At 59.1% G+C, this 21,768-nt stretch carries 17 protein-coding genes and 2 pseudogenes; 14 read left to right on the top strand and 5 right to left on the bottom strand.

Features of this window, described 5'->3' with window-relative positions:
* Positions 1 to 874: 874 nt before the first annotated feature.
* Together XH88_RS17125 and XH88_RS17130 are read right to left on the bottom strand one after the other, a co-directional pair.
* Entirely contained in the window at positions 875 to 2,158 is a 1,284-nt protein-coding gene (locus XH88_RS17125; RefSeq protein ID WP_271669461.1) for a cystathionine gamma-synthase family protein, read from the bottom strand.
* Between the two features lie 1,046 nt (positions 2,159 to 3,204).
* A pseudogene (locus tag XH88_RS17130) lies at positions 3,205 to 3,335 on the bottom strand (Ku protein); the annotation flags it as partial.
* A 624-nt stretch (positions 3,336 to 3,959) separates the two neighbouring features.
* On the opposite strand from XH88_RS17130, the gene XH88_RS17135 reads away from it, so the two are divergent.
* Positions 3,960 to 4,328 (top strand): hypothetical protein, encoded by a 369-nt coding sequence (locus XH88_RS17135; RefSeq protein ID WP_271669462.1) that lies wholly within the window; start codon positions 3,960 to 3,962, stop codon positions 4,326 to 4,328.
* Positions 4,329 to 5,151: 823 nt separating this feature from the next.
* On the opposite strand, the gene XH88_RS17140 is transcribed toward XH88_RS17135, so the two are convergent.
* Together XH88_RS17140 and XH88_RS17145 are read right to left on the bottom strand one after the other, a co-directional pair.
* The gene (locus tag XH88_RS17140; protein WP_271669463.1) at positions 5,152 to 5,952 is read right to left on the bottom strand and encodes a GH12 family glycosyl hydrolase domain-containing protein; all 801 of its coding nucleotides are present in this window, start codon (positions 5,950 to 5,952) and stop codon (positions 5,152 to 5,154) included.
* Positions 5,953 to 6,080: 128 nt separating this feature from the next.
* Positions 6,081 to 6,278 carry a hypothetical protein gene (locus tag XH88_RS17145; RefSeq protein WP_271669464.1) on the bottom strand — a complete coding sequence of 66 codons (198 nt, stop codon included), beginning with the start codon at positions 6,276 to 6,278 and terminating at the stop codon, positions 6,081 to 6,083.
* A gap of 263 nt (positions 6,279 to 6,541) precedes the next feature.
* Here XH88_RS17145 and XH88_RS17150 point away from each other — a divergent pair, with 263 nt between their 5' ends.
* From XH88_RS17150 to XH88_RS17195, 10 genes and pseudogenes are all read left to right on the top strand, one after another.
* Positions 6,542 to 6,865 (top strand): transposase domain-containing protein, encoded by a 324-nt coding sequence (locus tag XH88_RS17150; RefSeq protein WP_442868460.1) that lies wholly within the window; start codon positions 6,542 to 6,544, stop codon positions 6,863 to 6,865.
* Between the two features lie 21 nt (positions 6,866 to 6,886).
* Positions 6,887 to 7,030 (top strand): annotated as a pseudogene (locus XH88_RS17155) (IS3 family transposase); the annotation flags it as partial.
* Positions 7,031 to 7,553: 523 nt separating this feature from the next.
* Positions 7,554 to 8,939 carry an ABC transporter substrate-binding protein gene (locus XH88_RS17160; RefSeq protein WP_271669465.1) on the top strand — a complete coding sequence of 462 codons (1,386 nt, stop codon included), beginning with the start codon at positions 7,554 to 7,556 and terminating at the stop codon, positions 8,937 to 8,939.
* 67 nt (positions 8,940 to 9,006) lie between these two features.
* Positions 9,007 to 9,969: a carbohydrate ABC transporter permease gene (locus tag XH88_RS17165; RefSeq protein WP_271669466.1), complete on the top strand. Its 963-nt coding sequence runs from the start codon at positions 9,007 to 9,009 to the stop codon at positions 9,967 to 9,969.
* A gap of 111 nt (positions 9,970 to 10,080) precedes the next feature.
* Entirely contained in the window at positions 10,081 to 10,842 is a 762-nt protein-coding gene (locus XH88_RS17170) for a carbohydrate ABC transporter permease (RefSeq protein ID WP_271669467.1), read from the top strand.
* A gap of 14 nt (positions 10,843 to 10,856) precedes the next feature.
* Positions 10,857 to 11,780: a ribokinase gene (locus XH88_RS17175; RefSeq protein WP_271669468.1), complete on the top strand. Its 924-nt coding sequence runs from the start codon at positions 10,857 to 10,859 to the stop codon at positions 11,778 to 11,780.
* The gene (locus XH88_RS17180; protein ID WP_271669469.1) at positions 11,777 to 12,547 is read left to right on the top strand and encodes an SDR family NAD(P)-dependent oxidoreductase; all 771 of its coding nucleotides are present in this window, start codon (positions 11,777 to 11,779) and stop codon (positions 12,545 to 12,547) included. The genes XH88_RS17175 and XH88_RS17180 overlap by 4 nt, the downstream gene beginning before the upstream one ends.
* Entirely contained in the window at positions 12,540 to 13,367 is an 828-nt protein-coding gene (locus XH88_RS17185) for an HAD-IIA family hydrolase (RefSeq protein WP_271669470.1), read from the top strand. Before XH88_RS17180 ends, XH88_RS17185 begins: the two co-directional genes overlap by 8 nt.
* The gene (locus tag XH88_RS17190; RefSeq protein ID WP_271669471.1) at positions 13,367 to 14,479 is read left to right on the top strand and encodes an ABC transporter ATP-binding protein; all 1,113 of its coding nucleotides are present in this window, start codon (positions 13,367 to 13,369) and stop codon (positions 14,477 to 14,479) included. The genes XH88_RS17185 and XH88_RS17190 overlap by 1 nt, the downstream gene beginning before the upstream one ends.
* A 58-nt stretch (positions 14,480 to 14,537) precedes the next feature.
* Positions 14,538 to 16,292 (top strand): phosphoenolpyruvate hydrolase family protein, encoded by a 1,755-nt coding sequence (locus tag XH88_RS17195; protein WP_271669472.1) that lies wholly within the window; start codon positions 14,538 to 14,540, stop codon positions 16,290 to 16,292.
* Between the two features lie 4 nt (positions 16,293 to 16,296).
* Here the strand turns inward: XH88_RS17195 and XH88_RS17200 are convergent, their stop codons facing one another.
* The gene (locus XH88_RS17200) at positions 16,297 to 16,845 is read right to left on the bottom strand and encodes a hypothetical protein (protein ID WP_271669473.1); all 549 of its coding nucleotides are present in this window, start codon (positions 16,843 to 16,845) and stop codon (positions 16,297 to 16,299) included.
* 928 nt (positions 16,846 to 17,773) lie between these two features.
* Between XH88_RS17200 and XH88_RS17205 the strand changes: the two genes are divergently transcribed.
* From XH88_RS17205 to XH88_RS17215, 3 genes are read left to right on the top strand one after another with little or no spacing between them, the layout of a single operon-like run.
* Positions 17,774 to 19,024 carry a Tm-1-like ATP-binding domain-containing protein gene (locus tag XH88_RS17205; RefSeq protein ID WP_271669474.1) on the top strand — a complete coding sequence of 417 codons (1,251 nt, stop codon included), beginning with the start codon at positions 17,774 to 17,776 and terminating at the stop codon, positions 19,022 to 19,024.
* Positions 19,017 to 19,880, top strand: a complete 864-nt coding sequence (locus tag XH88_RS17210) for a phosphoenolpyruvate hydrolase family protein (protein WP_271670368.1) — start codon at positions 19,017 to 19,019, stop codon at positions 19,878 to 19,880. The genes XH88_RS17205 and XH88_RS17210 overlap by 8 nt, the downstream gene beginning before the upstream one ends.
* Positions 19,873 to 21,648 carry an FAD-dependent oxidoreductase gene (locus tag XH88_RS17215; protein WP_271669475.1) on the top strand — a complete coding sequence of 592 codons (1,776 nt, stop codon included), beginning with the start codon at positions 19,873 to 19,875 and terminating at the stop codon, positions 21,646 to 21,648. Before XH88_RS17210 ends, XH88_RS17215 begins: the two co-directional genes overlap by 8 nt.
* Positions 21,649 to 21,768: the final 120 nt, after the last annotated feature.

Below are 21,768 nucleotides of genomic sequence, written 5' to 3' on the forward strand. Positions count from 1 at the left end.
AAGCCGGCTAAAATTGACGGTTCGCCTGTCCTATTCGCCTGTCATAACGGGTGCCAAGCGTCGAAAGAGTGTTCAGCGAAGAAGCAGCGCTCGATGCTATTGCGCTGTTCGTAGTCGTCGGCTTCGTGCAGGAATGGTGATCCTGCGGGTACCGTTTGAGCGTATCATTGCTGTTGCGCTGATTGCGCCGATGTTCGTGCATAACTGCCGGTTGCCGAGGCCCGCTTCAGCGTCATACGGCTTCCGTTCGCTTAAATCATTTCCTCGGTAAGCCAATGCGGTAGCTGCGCCTGATCTCGAACTGCAACTGCACGCTGCCGCGAAGGCGATCTCCGATAGGTTCCAGCAACCGCCTTGCGTAGGACGGACGCGGGTGCCGGTCAGATCATCAGTTAGTGCCAACCCGACCAACCCCTGTAGAGGCCGACAAGCACGATCTGGCGGCGGAGAACGTTGGCACACGGTGCGCGAAGCGGCTGAAGACGCTCCAATGGAGCTCGAGCCGGCGAAGGCTGAGGGGGGGGCGGCGACGCCGACCGAAACCATCGTGATTGCAAGGAAGCAGAGGACCATAACTGAGCCGAGGCTGAACTGCTCCAACTAGATGCAAAGCAGGAGCACGGTGATCGCGGTCGGGCACGGGATCAGGCGGCAATTGGGAGTTTGTTTCGTTCGTTGGCCCACGGGTCGCGCCGTCTCCAAATGGCTCGAAGCCGAGTGAGATTGACGTCCTGCCGGCGATTCCTTGCTGAACGCATCCAGCACGGGCTATTACATCTGCCTCGTGCGGCAGCTCTCGGGCGCGCAGAGTAACGAGGCTGCCGCGGCGATCATGTCGGCATGCCGCGCGTCCAATCCGCTTTGATCCCCCCGCTCAAGCCGCATTCAGCGCCTGGGCGAGGTCCGCGATCAGATCCGACGGGTTCTCGATGCCGATCGACAGCCGGATGGTGGAATCGAGCACGCCGATCTTTTGGCGGATGTCGGCGGGAACGCCGGAATGGGTCATCGTCGCCGGCAGGCTCGCGAGCGACTCGGTGCCGCCGAGGCTCACCGCCAGCTTGAGGATCTGCAGCGCGTTGAGGAATTTCACCGCGGCGTCCTTGCCGCCCACGATGTCGAACGAGAAGGTCGATCCCGCGCCCAGGCATTGCTGCGCGAACACGCGGCCCGAGGGCGAGCCCTGCTCGTGATGACCGAGATAGTGCACCTTGGCGACCTTGGGATGGTCGCGCAGATAGCTCGCCACCAGGCGCGCATTCGCATCGGCCTTTTCCATGCGCAGGCTCAGCGTCTCGAGCGAGCGGTGGATCATCCAGCACGAATGCGGATCGAGCTGGGTGCCGATGGCGCCGCGCAGCGCCTTGATGCCCTTCATGATCGCCTTCGTTCCGAGTGCGGCGCCCGCGATCAGGTCGGAATGGCCGCCGACATACTTCGTCAGCGAATACAGCGACAGGTCCGCGCCGTGCTCGATCGGGCGCTGAAACACCGGGCCGAGCAGCGTGTTGTCGCAGGCGATGATCGGCGTGTGTCCCTGGGCCTTGCCGACGGAATCGGCGATGCGGCGGATCATCGCGACGTCGACGAGGCCGTTGGTCGGATTGGCCGGGGTCTCGATCAGGATCATCGAAACCCGCCCCCTACCCATCGCCTCCTCCGCGGCCTGCCTGACGGAGGCCTCATCGATGCCGTCGGCAAAGCCGACCGCGCCGATCGACAGGCGCGCCAGCGTGTTCGTCAGCAGCGTTTCCGTACCGCCATAGAGCGGCTGGGAGTGCAGGATGACGTCGCCGGGCCGGACGAAGGCGAGAATCGTGGTCGCGATCGCCGCCATGCCCGAGGAGAACAGCGCGCAGCTTTCGGTGCGCTCGTAGACCGCGAGCCTGTCCTCGACAATCTCGCTGTTGGGATGGTTGAAGCGCGAATAGACCAGGCCCGCACCCATGCCTTCCGGCGGCTCGCGCCGGCCGGCGACGTAATCGAAGAAGTCCTGCCCGTCTTCGGCGGTCTTGAACACGAAGGTCGAGGTCAGGAACACCGGCGGCTTGATGGCGCCTTCCGACAATTGCGGATCATAGCCATAGGTCAGCATCAGGGTTTCCGGATGCAGCATATGGTTGCCGATATGGGTCTTCGACGGGAACGGTTTTGCCATGGCCTGTCTCGCTGTTCTGATGCTCACACCGCGGTGGTCACAAAATCGAGCCTGTATGCAGGTTCGTCGGCACCTGCTCCGGCGGCGGATTTCCAGACACATCTAACTCAGCGCCAGCGCTCAAATGCGTCAGTAGGTTCTCGGGTAGGCTGGTTAGCTGGTTATGGTTAGCGAGAAGGGGCACGAGCCCGGGCGGGAGCGCCTCAGGTAAGCTGGTTAGCTGGTTGCTCCTAACGGCGAGAGTATGGAGCATAGCGGGGAAGCCCTTCGGCAGACTCGTCAATTGATTGTCGCTGAGCTCGAGATACTGGAGCGAATCAGGGCGGATCTCCGCTCCTGCCCCTTTTGTTCGTTCGAAGAGATCCCATCGCCGCGCAGAATCTGTCCTGCCTCAAAAGGATCCATTCCATACTCCCTTGTCAGGACTGAGTAGACTTAGTCCATACGATACGTTGTATACCTGTCGGTAAGCTGACGAAGAAGCTATCGCCAGGTGGCGACCATAGGAGTTGGAAAGGCGGTGATCGTTGCGCCTGCCCGAAGCTGCTCGACCATTTCGGCACGATCATCATATGACAGGGACGTATCCGCGTGGAGGCGTCTGATTTCCTCCTCGCCGTCCGACCGTGCCACCGCCGCCTTGGTCTGCGCGGCCGTCCCCTGTCGCTGCCTGAACTGTTCGGCTGCCCGCGCCGCACACATCGCGCGCTGGCTCTCGGCGAAAACGAGGCCGGGGCGCAGTGGGACGGAGTGCTCACAGTCTATGACGTGGCAGATTCAGCTCATGCGGAGGATGACGTAGACCAGAGGGTTGAAAATTGGGCTGCCGAACGGGACGTGGGCCCGCTCGAGGTTCGAGAAGACCTAACGCGATTAAATCTCTCCGAGAGAGATCAACATCTTCGATCTCGGATCGTTGTCGGTGTCGACGCTTCAAGTTGTCAGGCTGATGACGTATCCCAGCGGATCGTCACCGTAATAGTTGCGCGTCGGATGGTACGTGTCGATTCGAGCGCGATCTCCTCGAGCTCCTCTTTCGAGACCTAGATGTACTGACCCTTCTCGAGCTCGTAGCCCCTGACGATTCTTCGTTCGGCACCTCGTCGCCGGTGTCGGCGTCGCCCTTCACGTACTTGATGCGGTGTACCGTCTGGCGGTTGAGCTGGTTGAAGGCGATACTGTGTTTCCCAAACCGAAGGACCAGGCCTTCTTCCTCAGCTCGCGAGGCTGCCGTCTGTCGGCGACCCGCCTGCAGAGCGTCAGCAAAGATTGCGTGAGTCAGCCACCACATATGATTCCACGGCGCAGCCAAAATGAATGCGAGCGACGATAGCCGACCCATACGCTACTCGGAAGGAGGCAATCCGCACCGCGGTCGATGCCGCCCACGCGAACGGAAAGGCAGGGCACGACGCTTAGTTCTCGTTCAAGGGGAAAACCACCAATTTAGAATCGAGTGGACACATGGCCACGACCCATACCACACCAGCCGGCTAATCGCGGGCCACATGAGATCGGCGCCGACCAATCCTGGTAGGTGCCTTGCAGTCCTTCTCCGCGATAATTGGCAGCACCCTTTGGGAGTTCAGCCTCTCGGGGGCCGAGGTGGCCAGCCTTGCTAACTCCGAGGGCGACGGCTGGTGGTAGGGACAGTGCTTTCGGGGGCGAGCGCCGAATGACGTCTGCGCTGGCCGTTTTTCGGAGCGGCAAGCCGCTTGAAGTCCCCGCCTTTCCGCTGAATCTTCACCAACGGTGCGAACTGGAATAGCTGCTTCCAACCACAGTCCAAAGGAAACCTGATATGATCCCTATTGAGCAGTCCTTTATTCGAGCGATAACGTTGCTTGACGGACCAAAACCGACCGAGCAACGGGCTGAAATCGTCGCCCACCTGGATACTATTGTAGACTATGCACGCGACGATGCCGAGGAGCGCCTAGCCCATAGTTTCAAAGCGATGGCCCTGAACCACCTCGACAGTATCGGTCGAGATACGTCGACTATTGTTAAGGAAAAAATGGAGCTGGCTCTGATCGCCACTGAAGAATTGATTATAGCTATCGTTGAGCGCAACCGGCGGGGAATAATATTCGAGCGACGTCCATGCAGGAACGTTGCAACTGGGCAATACGCCGGCCGGTGGTCGCGATCAGATAAGCATGACCGATGACGACCTCCACCGGCGCTTCAGGTCTTCCTGGTAAAACTTCACCGCCAGATGGATCATCCTTCCGGCGACCGCGATCGCATCCGTTTCAGACGGTTTTATTAAGATCTACGCGAGTGGACATATCTCATCACGGGGCAAAGACCATCGTCTGGTATTGACAATCAACGGTGACTATCAAAGCTACGTCCTGATGAGTGGTCACGCCAGCGCAGGTGAATCGGACGATTGCGGCATCCTATCTTGGAGGAGTGGGTTGGGGGCAAGAAGCAGATTTCTCAACGGAGATCACCGCTGCCATCCATCGCTGGCGTAAAGACGCTCGGCAGCAGAACCTGTGGTCGTGATGAGCGTCAACAACATCTTTCCCTCTTTTTGTGCTAACTCGCTGACAGCCGAGAGCAGCCAGCGCCCGATACCGCGACGGGTGCACTTCTTCCAACCAGGAGTTTGACGACTTGAGCGCTATGCATCTGGTTCGCAGAGGCGGCAGGTACCATCTGGACTGTGCCAACAATCTGACCTGTGCTATTTCCGCAGCTAGCAACACGCGTTCATTGCAAATGACCGCGTCCGCAATGCTACGCCAGTACACCAGCGCACGTCGTCGAGATACAAGCTGACTGAGTCGCCGTGGGCGACGCAGTCGATGAGGATGTCAGCGAGACCCTCCAAACGCCTATCGACTTCGTCGGCGCCGATGCGCTGTACCTGGATATCGTCTGTCATCTGATTCTGGAGAGAGCGAGCCGATCACCCTCGGCAAGGCCTCACGCGCTTGCTGCCGGTGGCCTCGAGAACGGCCGAGGCGAACAGAACTGGATCTTCACTTTGAGGTCACGGTCCAGTTATTGAACTTGAAGTCCATTCCGCCTGGGGACGAGGTGATCTCGACGCCGTATTGGACGCTACCGACGTTTATGTCGCCGAAGTAGCCTTTCGACTTGATCCACTCTAGGATGCCTTTGATGTCCACTGTCCCGCTATTGCTCTTCGAAGTGGGCACGAGCGAGATGACGTTGTGACCATTGTTCCCTTCAAACACGTTCCAGGTCGTCCCTCCCACCTCGACGTTAGTGTAGACCGGGATCGCGGCCCCGGAGGGATCCTGCCGATAATGATAAGAAATCGGCTTAACGTTGCCGCTACCGTCCGAGTTTCCAGTGTAGTTTGTCCAGATCATGATCTCGTGCTGGTTTGAGCTGTCCCAAATATCATAGGCGGTGTCCCAAGCGCCGCTTTTAGGAACGTCCTGATTGAAGGTCGAGCTCAAGGTGTTGATTGCACTGAGCGGCTTCCCGATATGGACGGCCTCATGCGGATAGCTCTTGATGCCACCAGTTCGAGGCTGGTTCGACCACACGCTCCACCGGTTCGCTCCATACACCGAAATGGTCTGAGGCCCGGCACCACTGCCCCACACGTCGTTGTTCCAGGAGTAGCCATCGCGTGCAAAGTTCCCGTACGGAGCGCTCGAACTCCAAATCGGGGGCTTTGCCGGTACAGCGGCGACCGGCCGCCCGACGTCGTTTACAGCTTGCCTGAAAAGCTCATGATGCTCCTGTGAGTGGGCGTACCCCGTTGGGGACTCTGGCAAGCCGGCACCGTTTATCCGATTGGAATCCATTATGCTCTCCCTTGCTCCTATGAGAACAAAGCCTCTTCGGTTGGCCCTTAAAGATCGGCTTCGAATTCTAGGACGGTTGGCTTTCGAGAAGCTGACTAGTGCGCGAGTGCACGGTACGCGCCTGGCCGCTACTTTTCCAACCCACGCACGTGGCGCAACGAGAAGGATTTCCCGATGGTCATCGCGAGCCCGCCGGGATCATGATCGGGCGCGACCCTGGCGCCATCTGAGTGACGCGGGCAATTGGTCAGGCCGCGCTGCTTCCATTTCCAGCCCGTTGCCGACCACATGCGCCGCCATCTGGCAGCGGCGGATCGCTTGTTCATGGATTGAAACCACGGCGCCGGTGCTCGATCGCGGGCGTGGTCAAACGAAGAATGGCTGCTTCTGGGCGATCGTCTCCGACGACCGCAGCCATAGTGGCCAAATCCGCCGATCGTGCCGTTCCGATATGCCCGGATGCCTCCGCTGAGCAGTTCCTGGACGCTTCAACGGACACTTCCTGCAACGCGATGCCTATGACGGTTATGATCGGCTGATCGAAGTTGTCCGACCGCAAGGGCCGTGGTGCTCGTACATTGCTGGAGCCATTTGCGCCGGCGCTTCGTCAGATTGGCCCTGGCTGACGCGCTTCCTCGATGACGAGCGTCTCGAGCTCGACACCAATCCGGTTGAAAAGGCGATCCCGCCAATCTGCTTGACCAAAAAAAACGCGCTCTTCGCCAGTCATGAGGTCGGAGCCGAAAACTGGGCCTTGCTCGCACCCATCGTGGCGACCTGTAAGCTCAACGACATCAACCCGGTCGCCCACATCGCCAAAACGCTCACGGCGATCATTGCCGACCATCCCCAAAGCGAAATCGACGACCTCATGCCATGGCCCTTCCGCAAAACGTCAAGCCAGCATCAATAGGGTTGCGGCTAAGCGCTTACGATCATCGAGCGCGGCGAGCCAAAAATGGTGGTCAGCGACAACGGCACTGAATTTACCAGCAACGCCATCGTGACATAGGCCGGTCGGAGCCGCGTCGCCTGGCACTACATCGCGCCCGGCAAGCCGAGGCAGAATGCCTTCATCTAAAACTTCAATGGCCGTCCGGGATGGCCATCTCGAAGTATACGTTTAGACGCCTCTCCTGCGTTCGAGCGAGCTTTGCTGAGCGCTCAAAAAGAATATCAAAAACGCTCCGGTGCAAGCCCCAAATCATCTCGTCCGGATCTAGGTATGTGCAAAGTCCTCACACCACATCGCATATGCGTAGTGCTTTGCGGCAACCGTTAGCGGCATCACGTGCGTGCGGCCGTTCTTGGTCACTTCGCTCGGAAGTGTGATGTTCTCTGTGATCCAGTCTTTGGCTATCGACCAGTCGTTGCGGGACTGGTTTCGCGGCGCCTGACCATGCGCCTGCACTTGATCATCTCCCACCGCTTCGTGAAGCGGCTCGTGCGACGTTGTCTTCTTGACTTACCCAATGTTACCCAACTTCGATCTGAATGGGCGTATATGGGCCGAAAATGACGGTTAGCGTTCCCGATACTCGCGACCCCGGAAGAGGAGGGGTACGCGAATTGGCGGGCCAAAGAGCCCGAAGGAGGGATTAATGCCAAGGACGCAAGCCGCTTTGCGCGGCCATTCGGCTCATTTGTTCAAAGCCGCTCTGATTTGCTCAGCTCTCTTGGCTGGGGCGGCCGCATCTTTCGGCCAGGCCAAAGGGGACGATATCAACTGGCGCCAGTTCGAGGGCGCTTCGATCGTGTGGGCATATGACATCCATCCCTATGCTGACGCGGTCGCAGCACAGCTGCCTGACTTCGAGAAGTTGACAGGCATCAAGGTGACGCCCGAGCTTTATCCGGACGACGCCTACTGGAATAAGCTGACCATCCAGCTGAGCACAAAGTCACCCTCGTGGGACATCGTCGGCACGGGGATTCAGCCGGCTTGGGATCTCGCCCCCGGTCAACTGCTCGAGCCGCTCGATCGATACCTGAACGATCCCAAGCTCACCTCAGCAAGCTATGATTACAAGGACTTCTTCCCCGCACTACGTGATGCGCTGACATGGGAGATCAACGGCGGGCAGATCGAGGCCGGCCGGGGCCAGGTGTGGGCCATCCCGCACGGTTTCGAAAACATCCAATTGTTCTACCGCAAGGACATTCTGGACAAACACGGTATCAAGGTCCCCACAACTCCGCCGGAGATGTCCGCGGCATGCGAAAAGCTGAAATCTGCTGATCCCGCGATCACACCCCTGGGCGTGCGGGGAGTGCGCTTTTGGAGCAGTATCCACACGGCCGCAATCTCGATTGCCAAGTCCTATGGTGTGCACGACTTCGTCGTCAAGGACGGCAAGTTGGAAACCGGTCTTGATTCGCCCGAGTCGATCGCCTTCCACGAGGACTATGTGCAGATGATCAAGAAGTGCGCTGCTCCGTCCTTTGCCAACGACAACTGGTACCAGGTGGTCGATGGCATCAATTCGGGCCGGACCGCGATGGCGATCGATTCCAACATGTTCGGATTCTGGAACGATGTTGCCGGCAAGCCCGCTTCGGGCAAGATCGCATTCGCTCCCCCGCTGCGCGCTCCGAATGGCAAGAATTTCGAATCGAACATCTGGATCTGGTCCCTGGCCATGAATGCTGCCTCCCAGAAAAAGGGAGCGGCCTGGCTGTTCATTCAGTGGGCGACGTCAAAGCAGGTCGAGCTGAACGGAGCCGTCGCCGGGAAGCTCGTCAACTCTCCACGCGCTTCGACCTGGAGTGACAAGGCTTGGCTCGACTATGCGGCTAAACCGGAATTCACGAACTTCGTGGATACCTTCAAAAGCGTGCAGGACCGGGCAGCGCTCGCCTTTACACCGCGCGTAGGGTTTGCCGAGGCCATGAACGCCTGGGCAGTCGCCATGCAGAAAATGGTCAATGGCGCGGACGTGAAGGCGACGTTGACCGACCTCGCCTCAGAGATCCGCTCCTCCATGTAAGGCGATCGGGGGCGGCATAAGGGTTTGCCGCCCCCATCACGCCCGAGTAGCTTTTGAGAAGTGAGCGATGGACCTTCGAGGCACCGACGCAACCGTGACGTTACAATCATCGGCAGGCCAACTGGCATCGTCCAAAGACGAGCAGGTGCAAAACGCCGAGAAGCATGCGCTTGACTGGTGGAGCCTTGCTGCGATTGCGCCCGCGATCATTATCCTGCTTGGATTTCTTTTTCTGTTCTTCTATGGCGTCTTTCAATCGCTGACCGATCTCAAGTTTGGCCGTCCCCTGGTTCGCTTCATTGGATTCACCAATTATGAAGCGGCGATCAAGACCCAGGATTTCTGGAACAGCGTGCGGGCGACCATGGCGTATGCCTGCTCCGCGGTGCTCGCGGAGGCGCTGTTTGGGCTTGCGCTTGCGAAATTGTTCGTAAGTGGGGTGTTCCTTGCCCGGCTGATGCGACCCGTCATTCTCCTTCCCTTGGTTCTGCCGCCAATGAGCGTCGCCTTGATGTGGACCACAATGATGGATCCGCAGTCCGGGATCCTGAACTATTTGCTTTCCCTTGTTGGGATAGGCCGGTTGGCATGGATTTCGGACGCCAGCACAGCGATGTTGTCGCTGGTTCTCATCGACATATGGACTTACACGCCATTTTTCGCGCTGATCATCTTCGCCGGCTTGCAGGGGATCGACCATGAGGTCAGAGAAGCCGCGCGGGTCAATGGTGCGAAGGGTTGGGCAACCTTCCTCCATATCGAGCTTCCGCTCATCGCGCCATACATCCTGATCGCCGCTGTATTTCGGCTGATCGAATCGCTCAATCAGTTCGATATCATCTTCGGGACAACGCAAGGAGGCCCGGGTGACAGTACCGCCGTGCTCTCGGTCCGCGCCTACATCACGGCCTTTCAAAATCTTGCCTTCGGGCGTGGTGCCGCGCTCATGGTCGTCAACTGGTTGATCGTACTTCTCGGGACCTTGGCCATGGTAAAATTGTGGCGCTTGGTCCGGCAGCGTGTCAGTTAGGGGAGGCTTGAGATGCGTTTAAATCGCTCAACGCCGGCAAGCTTGTTCCTCAATCTGCTGGTTGTCGCCTGTACGCTGATCCTGACATTTCCGCTGATCTGGATCGTGATCATGTCGCTGAAGCAGCAGGCCGAGGTCATGACCTGGCCACCGCGCTTCATCTTCACGCCGACTTTCGAAAACTTCCGCGTCTTGTTCGATGCAGCACGGGCTGGCGCAACAAGCTACGGCACCATCAAGGTTGATTTCCTGACGCCGGTTACCAATAGCGTCGTGATCTCGCTTGGTGCGGTGCTCGTATCGCTGATCGCCGGGGTGCCTGCAGGCTACGTCCTGGCGAGGCGTGATATCCCCATGAAGGAGGACATCGCATTCTTCATTCTGGGCTTCCGCTTCGCGCCGGCGCTTCTTGTGGTCATACCGCTGTTCAGCGTGTTCCAAACAGTCGGCCTTTATGACACCTATTTCGGTATGATCTGGGTCTATCAGGTCGTCACGCTGCCGATGATCATTTGGCTCAGCCGTTCGTATATCGAGGACATCCCAAAGGACATTGAGGAGGCCGCCGCCATGGATGGTGCAAAACCATTCCGCGTGGTCTGGCACATCGTCCTTCCGCTTCTAAAGCCCGGCTTGATAGGCGCTTCATTGCTCATTTTCCTGCTTGCGTGGCACAACTTCGCTCTCGGCCTGATCCTCAGTTCGACAAAAGCGCCCGTCACCGTCGCTCTCCTCAAGCTGCTCAATCCGGGCGTTCAGTTCTATCCAGTCATGGCCGCGGGTCTGGTGGTGACCATGATTGTGCCGGTCGTCTTGATCATCCTTGGCCAGCGTCATCTCGAACGTGGTCTTACCTTCGGGGCTGTGAAATGAGCCCGAGACCCTTGATGTTCTTTGGAACGACCAATCTCGACCTCTGCTTCACCGTCGAGCGGCTTCCAACGCCCGGTGAAAGCCTGATGGGAAGCTTGAAGCGGAATGCGGGAGGCAAGGGCGCCAATCAGGCGGTCGCCGCCGCTCGATTAGGCCTTCGGCCGAGCTTTTACACCCGGCTTGGCGATGACGACGCCGGTCGATCTTTGCTGCAAGCGCTGCGTGAGGCAGGTGTCTGTCTCGATGCAGTTGCGGTTTGCCCAGAGGAGATATCGGGTTCAGCTCTCGTCCTGGTCGGTGACGACGGCTCCAACATGATCGTCATAGATGCCGGAGCCAATGCAAATGTCACACCAAGCATGGTCGAAAAGGCCGCCGAATTCATTGCGCGGGACGCAATTGTAGTTGCCGAGATGGGCATGCCGGTCGGCGCACTCAATCACCTCTTTGCAATGAAGAGCGTCAAGGGATTCGAGCTCATTTTCAATCCGGCCCCCGTGAGGGCCGGCCTGTCGGCGGCGGCGTGGAGAAGTGTCGATTTCGTCACTCCAAACCAGACCGAGGCTTTCGAGCTCACCGGCGTCGAGGTGCACGACTTCGACAGCGCCGCTCATGCGGCCGGAAAGCTCCTCGATCTCGGCCCGAGAGCAGCCCTGATTACGCTTGGTGCGCAGGGGGCCTACTACGCCGATGCCAGCGCGTCTTTTGCGCTCCGAGCATTTCCTGTGAAGGTCGTTGATACGACTGCAGCGGGCGATGCCTTCAATGGAGCCTTCGCAGCCTCCCTTGCTCAGCGCCTACCGATCCGGCAAGCGGTCAGGAAGGCCCTTGCCGTAGCGGCGCTGTGTGTAACGCGACGCGGCGCGCAAAGCGCAATGCCAAGCAGCGAAGCCGTCGACGAGTTTCTCAAGTCTCAAACTATCCTGGAGTTGGAATGACCGAACAGTTCTCAGTTGCAGACAGGACCGTGCTCGTGACCGGTGCGGGTGGAGGCATTGGCTCAGCCATTGCAAATGCTTTCCGTCAAGGCGGTGCGAACGTCCTGGCAACCGACGCAAATGTGGAAAACCTCCGGGACATTCTGACGCGCTTGCGGTACGGCAACGGCATCCTGCCGATGAGCATGGATGTGTCACGAGAAGACGATGTCGGCAGGGTGCTTGATGAGATCGCCAAGCGCTTCGGTAGGCTCGATGTCCTGATCAACAACGCCGGAATAAAATCGGCTCAGCCGCTTCTGACCGGCAATGCCGATCGAATCGAAAAAACCATCCAGATCAATTCCGTCGCGGTTCTGCGCTGTGCCAAGCTGGCGATCGAGCGCTTCATGAAGAGCAAGGGCGGCCGCATCGTCAATGTCGGGTCCTCGTTGTCATCTCAAGGCGCAGTTTTCAACTACCAGGCTGGCGGCGCCGACTATTGCTTGTCAAAAGCCATCGTTCACGATGTGACAAAGCTGCTCGCTTATGAATGTGCTCCGCTCAAGATCAACGTCAACGCAATTGCACCGGGGATTATCGATACGCCCATGCATGGGCGTCCGCGAGAGGAGACCGAAGCGCGTCATAGTGGCCGGATTCCACTGGGCCGGGTCGGATTGCCGGAGGATATCGCAGGCCTCGCGGTTTTCCTGGCTAGCCCCGCAGCCTCCTATATGACCGGGCAGATTGTCCATGTGAATGGCGGGATGCTGATGAATGGTTAGCAACGGCTCCGACATCGGCTGGCCGCCAATAGAAGGGATCATCTCCGACCTGGATGGCGTCGTCTATCGCGGCAGCACCGCAATCGCGGATGCGATAGAAGCGTTCACGCGATGGCAGAAAGCCGGCGTGCCGTTCTGTTTTGTGACGAACAATTCCACGCATACCCCGGAGGACGTCGTCCGCAAGCTGACAGGATTTGGGCTTGTGATCGCGCCGTCACAGGTCGTGACAAGCGCTATCACGGCCGCAGAACTTATTCGAACGAATTATCCGCAATTGACGCGCGTCTATGTCATCGGAGCTCCGTCGCTTGTCACGGCCATGCGCGATGTCGGGCTGGAGGTCACTGAGCGAAACCCCGAAGTTGTCGTGATGGGGCTTGACAGAGATATTACTCACGAGAAGATGCGAATTGCCGTTGAGGCGATCCTCAACGGCGCTGTCTTCGTCGGAACCAATCCTGATCTTCTCTTGCCCACGGCCAGCGGGTTCGAGCCTGGGGCAGGAGCTGCGATTGCGGCTGTGGCTGCCGCGACGCAAGTGCAGCCTTCGATCGTCGGAAAGCCGCAAGTGCCGATGATCGAGACAGCGCTCTCACGCCTCGGTACGAACCGCGTTTCGACGATTATGATTGGAGACCAGATTCCTACGGATATTCAAGCCGGAAAGAGGGCGGGGCTTGCCACGGTGCTGGTTACAACTGGTGTGCCGATGCGTCATGACCCGTCCCTAATGGCCCCCGATTTCACCGTAACGACCTTGCGCGACGTTGAGGTAAGTGTCGCGCGCTCGGGTCGCCCGCAACAGAGGAGGGCATAATGGCCGATGTTCGCCTGGAAGGCCTCAGGAAGGCCTATGGGACGATCGAGATCCTGCGCAATATCGACCTTGCGATTGATCACGGCGAATTTGTCGTCTTCGTCGGTCCATCCGGGTCAGGCAAGTCAACGCTTTTGCGCATGATTGGCGGGCTCGAGCCCATCAGCGGTGGGCGGCTCCTCATCGACAATGAGCTCGTCAACGACATCAATGCGGCCGATCGCAACCTCGGCATGGTCTTTCAAAGCTACGCTCTCTATCCGCATATGTCGGTCAGAGAAAATCTGGCCTTTCCTCTGCGCATGGCGAAAGCGTCGAAAGCCGAGATCACCACCAAGATAGCCAAAACTGCCTCGCTCTTGCAGATCGACCATTTATTGGATCGCAAGCCTCGACAACTTTCAGGCGGGCAACGCCAGCGCGTCGCAATCGGGCGCGCCATCATGCGCGAACCAAAAGTTTTCCTGTTCGATGAGCCGCTCTCGAACCTCGACACCGATTTGCGCGTGCAAATGCGAGTTCAGATTGCCAAGCTCCACAAGCAGCTCGGAAATACTATGATCTACGTGACGCATGACCAGGTCGAGGCGATGACCATGGCTGACAAGATCGTCGTGCTCAAGGACGGCAACATCGAACAGGTCGGCAGCCCGCACGATCTGTATCACAATCCGGCCTCGCGCTTTGTGGCCGGATTCATCGGCTCGCCCAAGATGAACTTCCTGGGCGGCAACGTCGAGGCAGCTCATGAACATGGCATGGACGTCCGGTTGGACGCCGGTCCGACGATCTCCGTTCCGGTCCACCCTGACCAGATGCTGGTTGGCAAACCGGTCGCTGTCGGAATTCGCCCGGATGACTTCTCCTCGTCCGCGCCTGGCCAGAAGGAGATCTCGATTGAACTCGGGGTCGATTTCGTCGAGCATCTCGGCAGCGTCACGTATATATACGGCAATGTGGGAAACGAAACGGTCGTCGCCAGGGCACCACAATCCGGTTGGCCCAAAGGCGCTAGCCGGCTCACCCTCACCGCCGCTCCAGCCGATTGCCACTTGTTCATGAGCAATGGAAGGGCGGTACGACGGTTGCACGCACCGGCGAGTTGGAGCTAGTCTTGACGTAGAGCCGTGCGATGATGCGCGGCTCAGAATCGACACGCGGACGGCTGAGGTGAAGGGAGCCGGTATCAGGCAGTTCTTCCGCAATTCCCGTTCGTTTGTCCTTGGTGCGGGGATCGGGTCGGGCATGACGGCCAGGGCCGCCGAGCGGGCGGGGGCCGATTTCGTGCTCGCGCTCAATGCGGGCCGTTTTCGTGCCATGGGTGGGGCCTCGCCTGCCTCGATTCTCCCAATCCGCAACAGTAATGAATTCGTAGCAAGCTTCGGACGGACCGAAATCCTCCCGAGTACCAAACTGCCAGTCTTCTTCGGCACCTGTACCTTCGACCCCGAGCTTGATCTTGATCGTTGGCTCGATCGGATCATCAAATGGGGATTTGCCGGTGTGACCAACTTCCCATCGGTCATCCACATCGACGATGAGCGCAGGTCATTGCTCGAGAAGTGTGGTCTTGGTTACGCCCGGGAAATCGAGCTCCTCGTGAAAGCTGCAGAACGCGGCCTGATGACGATTGCCTATACGCGCAGCCAATCCGAAGCGCGTCGCATGGTCGAAGCCGGCGCCGAGGCCATTTGCATCAACTTCAATCTAAACCGCGCGGTTGAAAGCGGAGCCGATCCGTCGCTCAGCCTATCTGAACTTACAGCGCGTACGAGCGCCGTTGCGCGCGTTGCTCAATCCGTCAACAAGAGCACCATCTGCCTGCTTGGGGGCGGCCCCATTACGAAGCCGGACGAACTCCTCGACATCTGCCGCGAGACTGGAATTCAAGGGTTCATTGGAGGCTCCTCGCTGGACCGCGTGCCCCTCGAGATGTCGGTACTTGAGGTGACATCAGGCTTCAAGACCATCCACCTGTTGCGCGAGAAAGTGGATCTGCTCGAACGACAGCTACAGTTGAGTGGTTTCAGGCACGGTGTGATCGCGCAGTCCTCGGCAATGAAGCGCATCCTTGAGATCACCAAACGCGTAGCGGCGACCCCACGCCCGGTCCTCATCTGGGGGGAGGCTGGCTCTGGCAAGCGTAGAATAGCAACCCTGGTTCACGCGTTTAGCGACCGCAGGCACGCCAAGACGGCGTTGTTTCATTGCCGCCTCGGTCCGGCGATGAATATACTTGGCCCGTTGTTCGGCGCCGAGCGTCTTGAGAGCGGCAGACGCCAATTGTCACTCCTGGAGGCGTCGAGTGACGGTGCCGTCGTGCTACTGCATGTCGACCAACTTTCGCGCGACGGACAGGAGCGGCTTGCCGATTACCTCGAGACAGGCGGATTTACCCCTCTGAACGGGGTAACTGTGATGCGTTCCAATGCCCGGATCATTGCGACCGCCACGGTCGAGCGCGGCGCTGGCCTTGAAACGGTTCTGTGCGCGCGGCTTCTCGCCCTTTTTACCGGCCTCGATGTCCAATTACCTTCGCTGCCCGACAGGCTTGAAGATTTGCCGCAACTCATTCAACACTTCACGGTCGAAGCAAAGGGGGATTCCAGCGCCCAGACGCTCACAATCGAAAACTCTGCATTTCTCGCGCTCGCCGGGCACGACTGGCCGGGCAATTTGCGCGAGCTGCGGCAGGTCGTGAACCAGCTCGTAACCCTTCCAGCAAGTCACATCACCGGTGAGGTGCTAAAGCCGCTTTTGGACACAGCCTCACATGCAAGGCCGCCCGTTTCTCTTTCGGAGCGAGACTGGATTATTGAGGGCTTGAAGAGAAACAGGCTTCACCGCGGCAAGACTGCCCGCTCTCTCGGGCTTTCGCGAAAAACCCTCTATAATAAAATCAAGAAGCTGCGGATCCTCGAATAACGCCTCATGCTCGTCGAAGCGGCTGTTTGGATGTGGCTGCATGCTCCAGCGCGAATTTCGGTACGGACGCTCCTTGAGAGCCAAGGCTTACGAACGTTATGTCCGCTCCAATCGGCAGCGCAAGCGCATCGGGACGCAGATAGACGAACCCACCCAGCTGCGAACCCAAGCGTTGTTCTGCTGCTCTCATCTCCGACTCGTTTGCCGCGACAAACAGGACTTTGAACCCGCGATTTGCAAACCACTCCATTCTCCGAAGCTCGAGCTCCTGACCGCGATCGATCGGCGCTCCTGCCGGTGTCCGTTCAATCATGGAGGCAGGCGGAAAGTTTGTCACTCCGGTCATCTTTGCATCCTGTAACAGATCTACCAGGTCTTCCCAGCAGGCAAACGGATCGATCATGACGATCGCCGCGTAGCAGGAAGGGGGCGCTTTGGGGCTCGTTTGCAAGTCTCGCAGGAGACAGTCGTTCCAGTCGATGACGGGAAGTGTAGCCATGACGAACATGGCATTCTGCGGAAGGGTCCGCAGTGACGGAGCATAGATCGTCATCTGATCACCGCGAGACGAGGAGAGACTTGCGACAAGGCGACCTAAGACATTGGCTCTCACGGTTCTACCCAATTCTACCCATTTGAACGTTTCGCCGATCTTACACGCCGCTCCATCGAGGTCTAGACCACCACTGTCGATCTTGGAGGAGCAATGTCATGTCTTCCCTCGGCGAGGGAGCCAGGCTCGGCTGGAAGCGATGGATGCTAAGGGCCGTCATCGCTGTTCTTGCTTGCGGTATGCTTGAGTGGCCTTTCCGCGTCTGTCCTCGCCTGCCGGATACGATTTGCCGATGCTGGCCCGAGCTCGGCTCGTTCTGAAAAAGGGCCCGTGAAGCGTCTGGGGGGAGCTATCGCTGCGCCTGACGAATCCGCTAGCAGACCGGTCGTCTGCTTTCCTCCCTGACTCAGCGCCGCTGCTGGAAAACTCCGGCAGCGGCATCTTTTTGTCTCGGAGCGCGCCGCCATGCGGGGGAGCCCAAACCATCAAAGCTTCGCCAGCTGACGCTCGCCTCAGTCCATCCAAATGGGAGGCGGCTTCCATCGTCACACGGCCCTCAATCACCTCGCTTCGAAACCGCTGTACCTCATCGAGGCACCTTCATCGAAGCACAGGGGAAGCCTTCTGCCCGCCCCATTGCCTGTGATCCTTCTCAAGGATGCGGCAAGCGCCGGAGCGCTCTTGGCTCGCCAAGGACGTCGCCTTGGTCAGCGCTCTCAGCGCTGTACGGCTATTCAACGCCACCTGCAAACTTCTGGACGTGCAATCTGCTGTTAATCGGACCTTGAGCCTCTCGGGAAGCGGCTGCTGCTGCTACGGCCGCTTTGCACCTACCCAACTTTACCCAATCGCGCTCGTATCCGGGCTTATGTGCCATTTTACTCCGATCTAGACCTCCAGGTGTCCAAAAACGTCCAGGAGGAAGATCGTGTCTCACCATTGCGCGGACGACCAGAGGTCAGTCCGGGATGGTCACCCGTCCGATCCTGCCGGCAAGGTCGCGATCGTCGCAACCCTGGACACAAAGGGCCGCGAAACCGCTTATCTCGCGCGCGTCATCGAACAGTGCGGCCGCAAGACTCTCACGATTGATGTAGGCACATCAAACAGGACAGGCAGAAGCGCGTCGGACTGCAGCGATGCACGGGTGGTCGCACCCGCCGAACTCTTACGGGAAATAGCTGCAAGTGCGCGTGAAGAGGTGAAGGAGCTCCTGCGATTAGGTGCGATCGACGCCATCGTCGGAGTAGCGGGCGGCAAAGGCAGTGCAGTCTTCGGTGAAGTTGTTTCGGAGTTGCCGTATGGATTCCCGAAGCTGCTGGTGAGCAGCGCAAGGCCAGCCCTCCTGGCCGAACTGGCCCTCCAAAACGACGTCATCCTCTATCCGACCCTGGTCGATCTCTTCGGAATCAACGCGTTCACCGAACGCGTTCTGGACAATGCCGGGCGGGCCATTGCGGCGATGCGTTATGTAGCGGCTCAAGGTCGGCAGAAGAGAAAGATTGTTGCGATCACGGCCTTTGGGGTCACGACGCCGGCGGCAAATCGCTGTGTCGCGCGGCTGGCAGAGGCAGGCATCGACGCGATCGTCTTTCCGGCCAATGGCGCGGGTGGACGCAAGATGGAGCAACTCGTGTCCGCCGGTGAGTTCGATGCGGTGCTCGATCTGACCACAACCGAGCTTGCTGACGAGCTCGTCGGCGGCACCGCCAGTGCAGGTTCGGATCGGCTCAAAGCAGCTTCTCACCGCATGATTCCGCAGCTCATCGCGCCGGGGGCCGTCGATATGGTGAATTTTGGCCCGCCCTCGAGCGTGCCTGCCGAGTTCAAAGGGCGCCAACTCTATGCGCATACCCCCTTCACGACGCTCATGCGCACGACCGTCTCGGAGAACGAGCGCATAGGAAGGCTCACAGGCGCGCGCCTTTCGCAAGCAAAGGCGCCCGCTCTCGTTTTGTGGCCGGCCAAGGGGGTGTCTGACTATGACCGGGACGGCGGCATCTTTCGAAATCCTGAAGCCGATAGAGCCTGGTTCGACGCGGTCAGGCGGCATCTGCCGCGCTCGATCATCGCTCGCGAGCTGGATTGTCACATCAATGATCCGGAATTTGCGGAGGCGGCCGCATCGTGGATCGTCGAACAATTGACACAAGGAGATTCATCCCGTGCGGATGTTTGATCGGCCCGAAATACTTGCAAAGATCACAGCTCAAGTTGCGGCGGGGAAGGCAGTGCTTGCCGCGGCAAGCAGTTGCGGCCTCGTCGCAAAATGCGCAGCTCTCGGCGGCGCCGACATGCTCGTGGTCTACAGCACCGGGCTGTCGCGGTTGATGGGGCTGCCGACGAGCCGGATCGGTGATTCCAATGCACGCACGCTCGGGCTCGCGGCGGAGATCCGCAACGTCGTCTCCTCCGTTCCTGTTATCGGCGGTATCGAGGCCTGGGATCCCCTCCGGCTCGATCTCGATGATCTCTTGGACAAGTTCTGGGCTGCCGGCTTCTCCGGCGTGATCAATTACCCGACCATTTCAACGATGGGTGAGAAATGGCGAGATCGTCGAGGCCGCGTCGGGCTCGGCTTTGAACGTGAGGTCGAGATGATCGCAGCGGCCCGCAGGAAGAGCATCTTCTCGCTCGCCTATGTCGCAAGCGCGCACGATGCCAAAGCGATGGCAACCGCAGGAGCCGACTGCCTCGTCCCACATGTCGGCGCAACGCGCGGCGGGCTCGTTGGTCATGAGGAGGGACAGTCGATTGAAGAGGCCATCAGGCGCATCAACGAGATCAATGCTGCGGCTCAGGCCGTTCGCCCGGATGTCATCCTTCTCTGCCATGGCGGGGCAATCGCTGAGCCTCAGGATACCTCGGAAGTCTACCGATCGACCGGATGTGTCGGCTTTGTTGGCGCCTCCTCCATCGAACGGATCCCGATCGAGCGGGCGGTGAAGGCTGCAGCCGAAGAATTCAAAGCCGTTCCGCTCCCGCGAAAGCGACAGCATTCACGGCAGAGTCTGCACCGAGGCACGAATGAATAACCAGATCACTAAATTGAAGCCCAATACCGCTTCCTTCTCCCAAGCGAGCAAGCCAACGCATGATTGGGAGACGGACGTGCTCGTGATCGGCAGCGGCGCGGCCGGACTGTCGGCGGCGCTCTATGCGGCAAAGGCCGGTCTTCGCGTGACCGTGTGCGAGAAGTCTGCCCGGCTCGGTGGCACCACCGCCCTGTCGAACGGCATGATCTGGGTTCCATGCTCAATGCAGGCTCGAGCGGCAAAAATTGATGATTCGATCGCGAAAGCGAAGACCTATCTGCAACACGAACTTGGCAACTATTATCGCGCTGAGTTCGTAGACGCCTATCTTGAAGACGGCCCGACAGCGCTCGCCGGCCTGGAGAATGGGAGTGAAGTCAAATTCACACTGGCCTCCGCCCCCGATTATCATTCGAGCCAGATCGGCGGGGTTGACAAGGGCCGGGCGCTGAGCCCCGCACCTTATGACGGACGGCTTCTCGGCAAGGATTTCGACCTGATAGGTGATCCGATCCGGGTCGTGCTCGGCGGGATGATGATTTCATCCAGCGAGGTCAGAAGCTTCCTCAATCCCTTCCAGTCGGCTGCCGCGCTCAAGCACGTCCTGCGCCGCGTCGGCCGCTACGCAAGCGATCGGCTGCGCTACAGGAGAGGCACTGAACTCAGCGGGGGCAATGCGCTGATCGCGCGGTTACTGGTCAGCCTGCGCAGATATGGCGTTGAAATCCGGCCAAGCTGCCCAGCGGTTGATCTGACGAAAGAGGGCGGGAGAGTCACTGGCGCAATCGTCAAGCGTGATGGCGCCGATCTCCGCATCCGCGCCTTTCACGGGGTGATCCTGGCAACTGGTGGCTTTGCGCGGAACGGTCAGTTGAGAGCCCAGCTCAGCCGAGCCCACCAGCACAATGATACGCTGGCTCACAGCGATGTCACTGGAGACGGCATTGCGCTCGCAGGCAAGCTCGGAGCTGCGATCGATAATGACGTTGCATCGAGTGGATTCTGGACGCCCGTGTCGATCCTTAGGAACGGCCGCTCCTCGCAAGTGGTCCCGTACGGCTGGCTCGATCGTGGCCGTCCAGGTGTCATCGCCGTAGGGCCAAACGCCAAGCGCTTCGTCAATGAATCCAATTCCTACCACGACATCTGCCTTGCCATGTTCAACAACGGCTATCCGGCGGACAAGCGGTTCTATTTCATCTGCGACAAGGAATTCGTCCGCCTCAGAGGCATGGGACACCTGCTCCCCTGGCCCTGGACTTTGAGCATCAAGAAATATGCCCGCATGGGCTACATCGAAATTGGCCGGACGATTGCGGAGCTTGCGGCGGAATTGGGGCTCGACCCGAAAGAGCTGCAAAAGACCGTTGAAGAACATAATGCCCACGCAGCTGAAGGAAGCGATCCGCTCTTCAAACGCGGTGAATCGGCTTTCAACCGAACCCTGGGAGATCCGTCGGTCGGAAAGAAGAACCCAAACCTTGGGGCTATCAAAAACAGGCCATTCATCGCGCTTCCGATTGTCCCGGCAACCCTCGGAACGGCGACCGGCCTGTCAACGGATCCTGGCGGAAGGGTCCTGAATGGAAACGGCGTGCCGATCGCAGGTCTTTATGCCTGCGGCAACGACATGACCTCACCGATGCGTGGGATCTATCCTGGGGCAGGCATTACGATCGGACCGGCCATCGTGTTCGCCTACCGCGCGGTGAACAGCATCGTACAATCCACTCATCAAGGACAGACCGCGGCAGCATCCGGAGCGTAAGTGCAGTGTTTTCACCTCTTGGTCCAGAAACGACGGACGGCAACGTCGGCCAGCTCGCTTTGAATATCTTATGGGCGGCCCTATCTCGTTTGATGCCGAGCTTATCTTCTGACCTGCAGA

This window comes from Bradyrhizobium sp. CCBAU 51627 (assembly GCF_028128765.1).
Taxonomy (GTDB): domain Bacteria; phylum Pseudomonadota; class Alphaproteobacteria; order Rhizobiales; family Xanthobacteraceae; genus Bradyrhizobium.

Excerpts from the sequence above, each read along its gene's own strand:
- XH88_RS17125 (WP_271669461.1), bottom strand. The coding sequence starts at position 2,158 with ATGGCAAAACCGTTCCCGTCGAAGACCCATATCGGCAACCATATGCTG.
- XH88_RS17135 (WP_271669462.1), top strand. The coding sequence starts at position 3,960 with ATGATCCCTATTGAGCAGTCCTTTATTCGAGCGATAACGTTGCTTGAC.
- XH88_RS17140 (WP_271669463.1), bottom strand. The coding sequence starts at position 5,952 with ATGGATTCCAATCGGATAAACGGTGCCGGCTTGCCAGAGTCCCCAACG.
- XH88_RS17145 (WP_271669464.1), bottom strand. The coding sequence starts at position 6,278 with ATGAACAAGCGATCCGCCGCTGCCAGATGGCGGCGCATGTGGTCGGCA.
- XH88_RS17160 (WP_271669465.1), top strand. The coding sequence starts at position 7,554 with ATGCCAAGGACGCAAGCCGCTTTGCGCGGCCATTCGGCTCATTTGTTC.
- XH88_RS17165 (WP_271669466.1), top strand. The coding sequence starts at position 9,007 with ATGGACCTTCGAGGCACCGACGCAACCGTGACGTTACAATCATCGGCA.
- XH88_RS17170 (WP_271669467.1), top strand. The coding sequence starts at position 10,081 with ATGTCGCTGAAGCAGCAGGCCGAGGTCATGACCTGGCCACCGCGCTTC.
- XH88_RS17175 (WP_271669468.1), top strand. The coding sequence starts at position 10,857 with ATGTTCTTTGGAACGACCAATCTCGACCTCTGCTTCACCGTCGAGCGG.
- XH88_RS17180 (WP_271669469.1), top strand. The coding sequence starts at position 11,777 with ATGACCGAACAGTTCTCAGTTGCAGACAGGACCGTGCTCGTGACCGGT.
- XH88_RS17185 (WP_271669470.1), top strand. The coding sequence starts at position 12,540 with ATGGTTAGCAACGGCTCCGACATCGGCTGGCCGCCAATAGAAGGGATC.
- XH88_RS17190 (WP_271669471.1), top strand. The coding sequence starts at position 13,367 with ATGGCCGATGTTCGCCTGGAAGGCCTCAGGAAGGCCTATGGGACGATC.
- XH88_RS17200 (WP_271669473.1), bottom strand. The coding sequence starts at position 16,845 with ATGACGATCTATGCTCCGTCACTGCGGACCCTTCCGCAGAATGCCATG.
- XH88_RS17210 (WP_271670368.1), top strand. The coding sequence starts at position 19,017 with ATGTTTGATCGGCCCGAAATACTTGCAAAGATCACAGCTCAAGTTGCG.
- XH88_RS17215 (WP_271669475.1), top strand. The coding sequence starts at position 19,873 with ATGAATAACCAGATCACTAAATTGAAGCCCAATACCGCTTCCTTCTCC.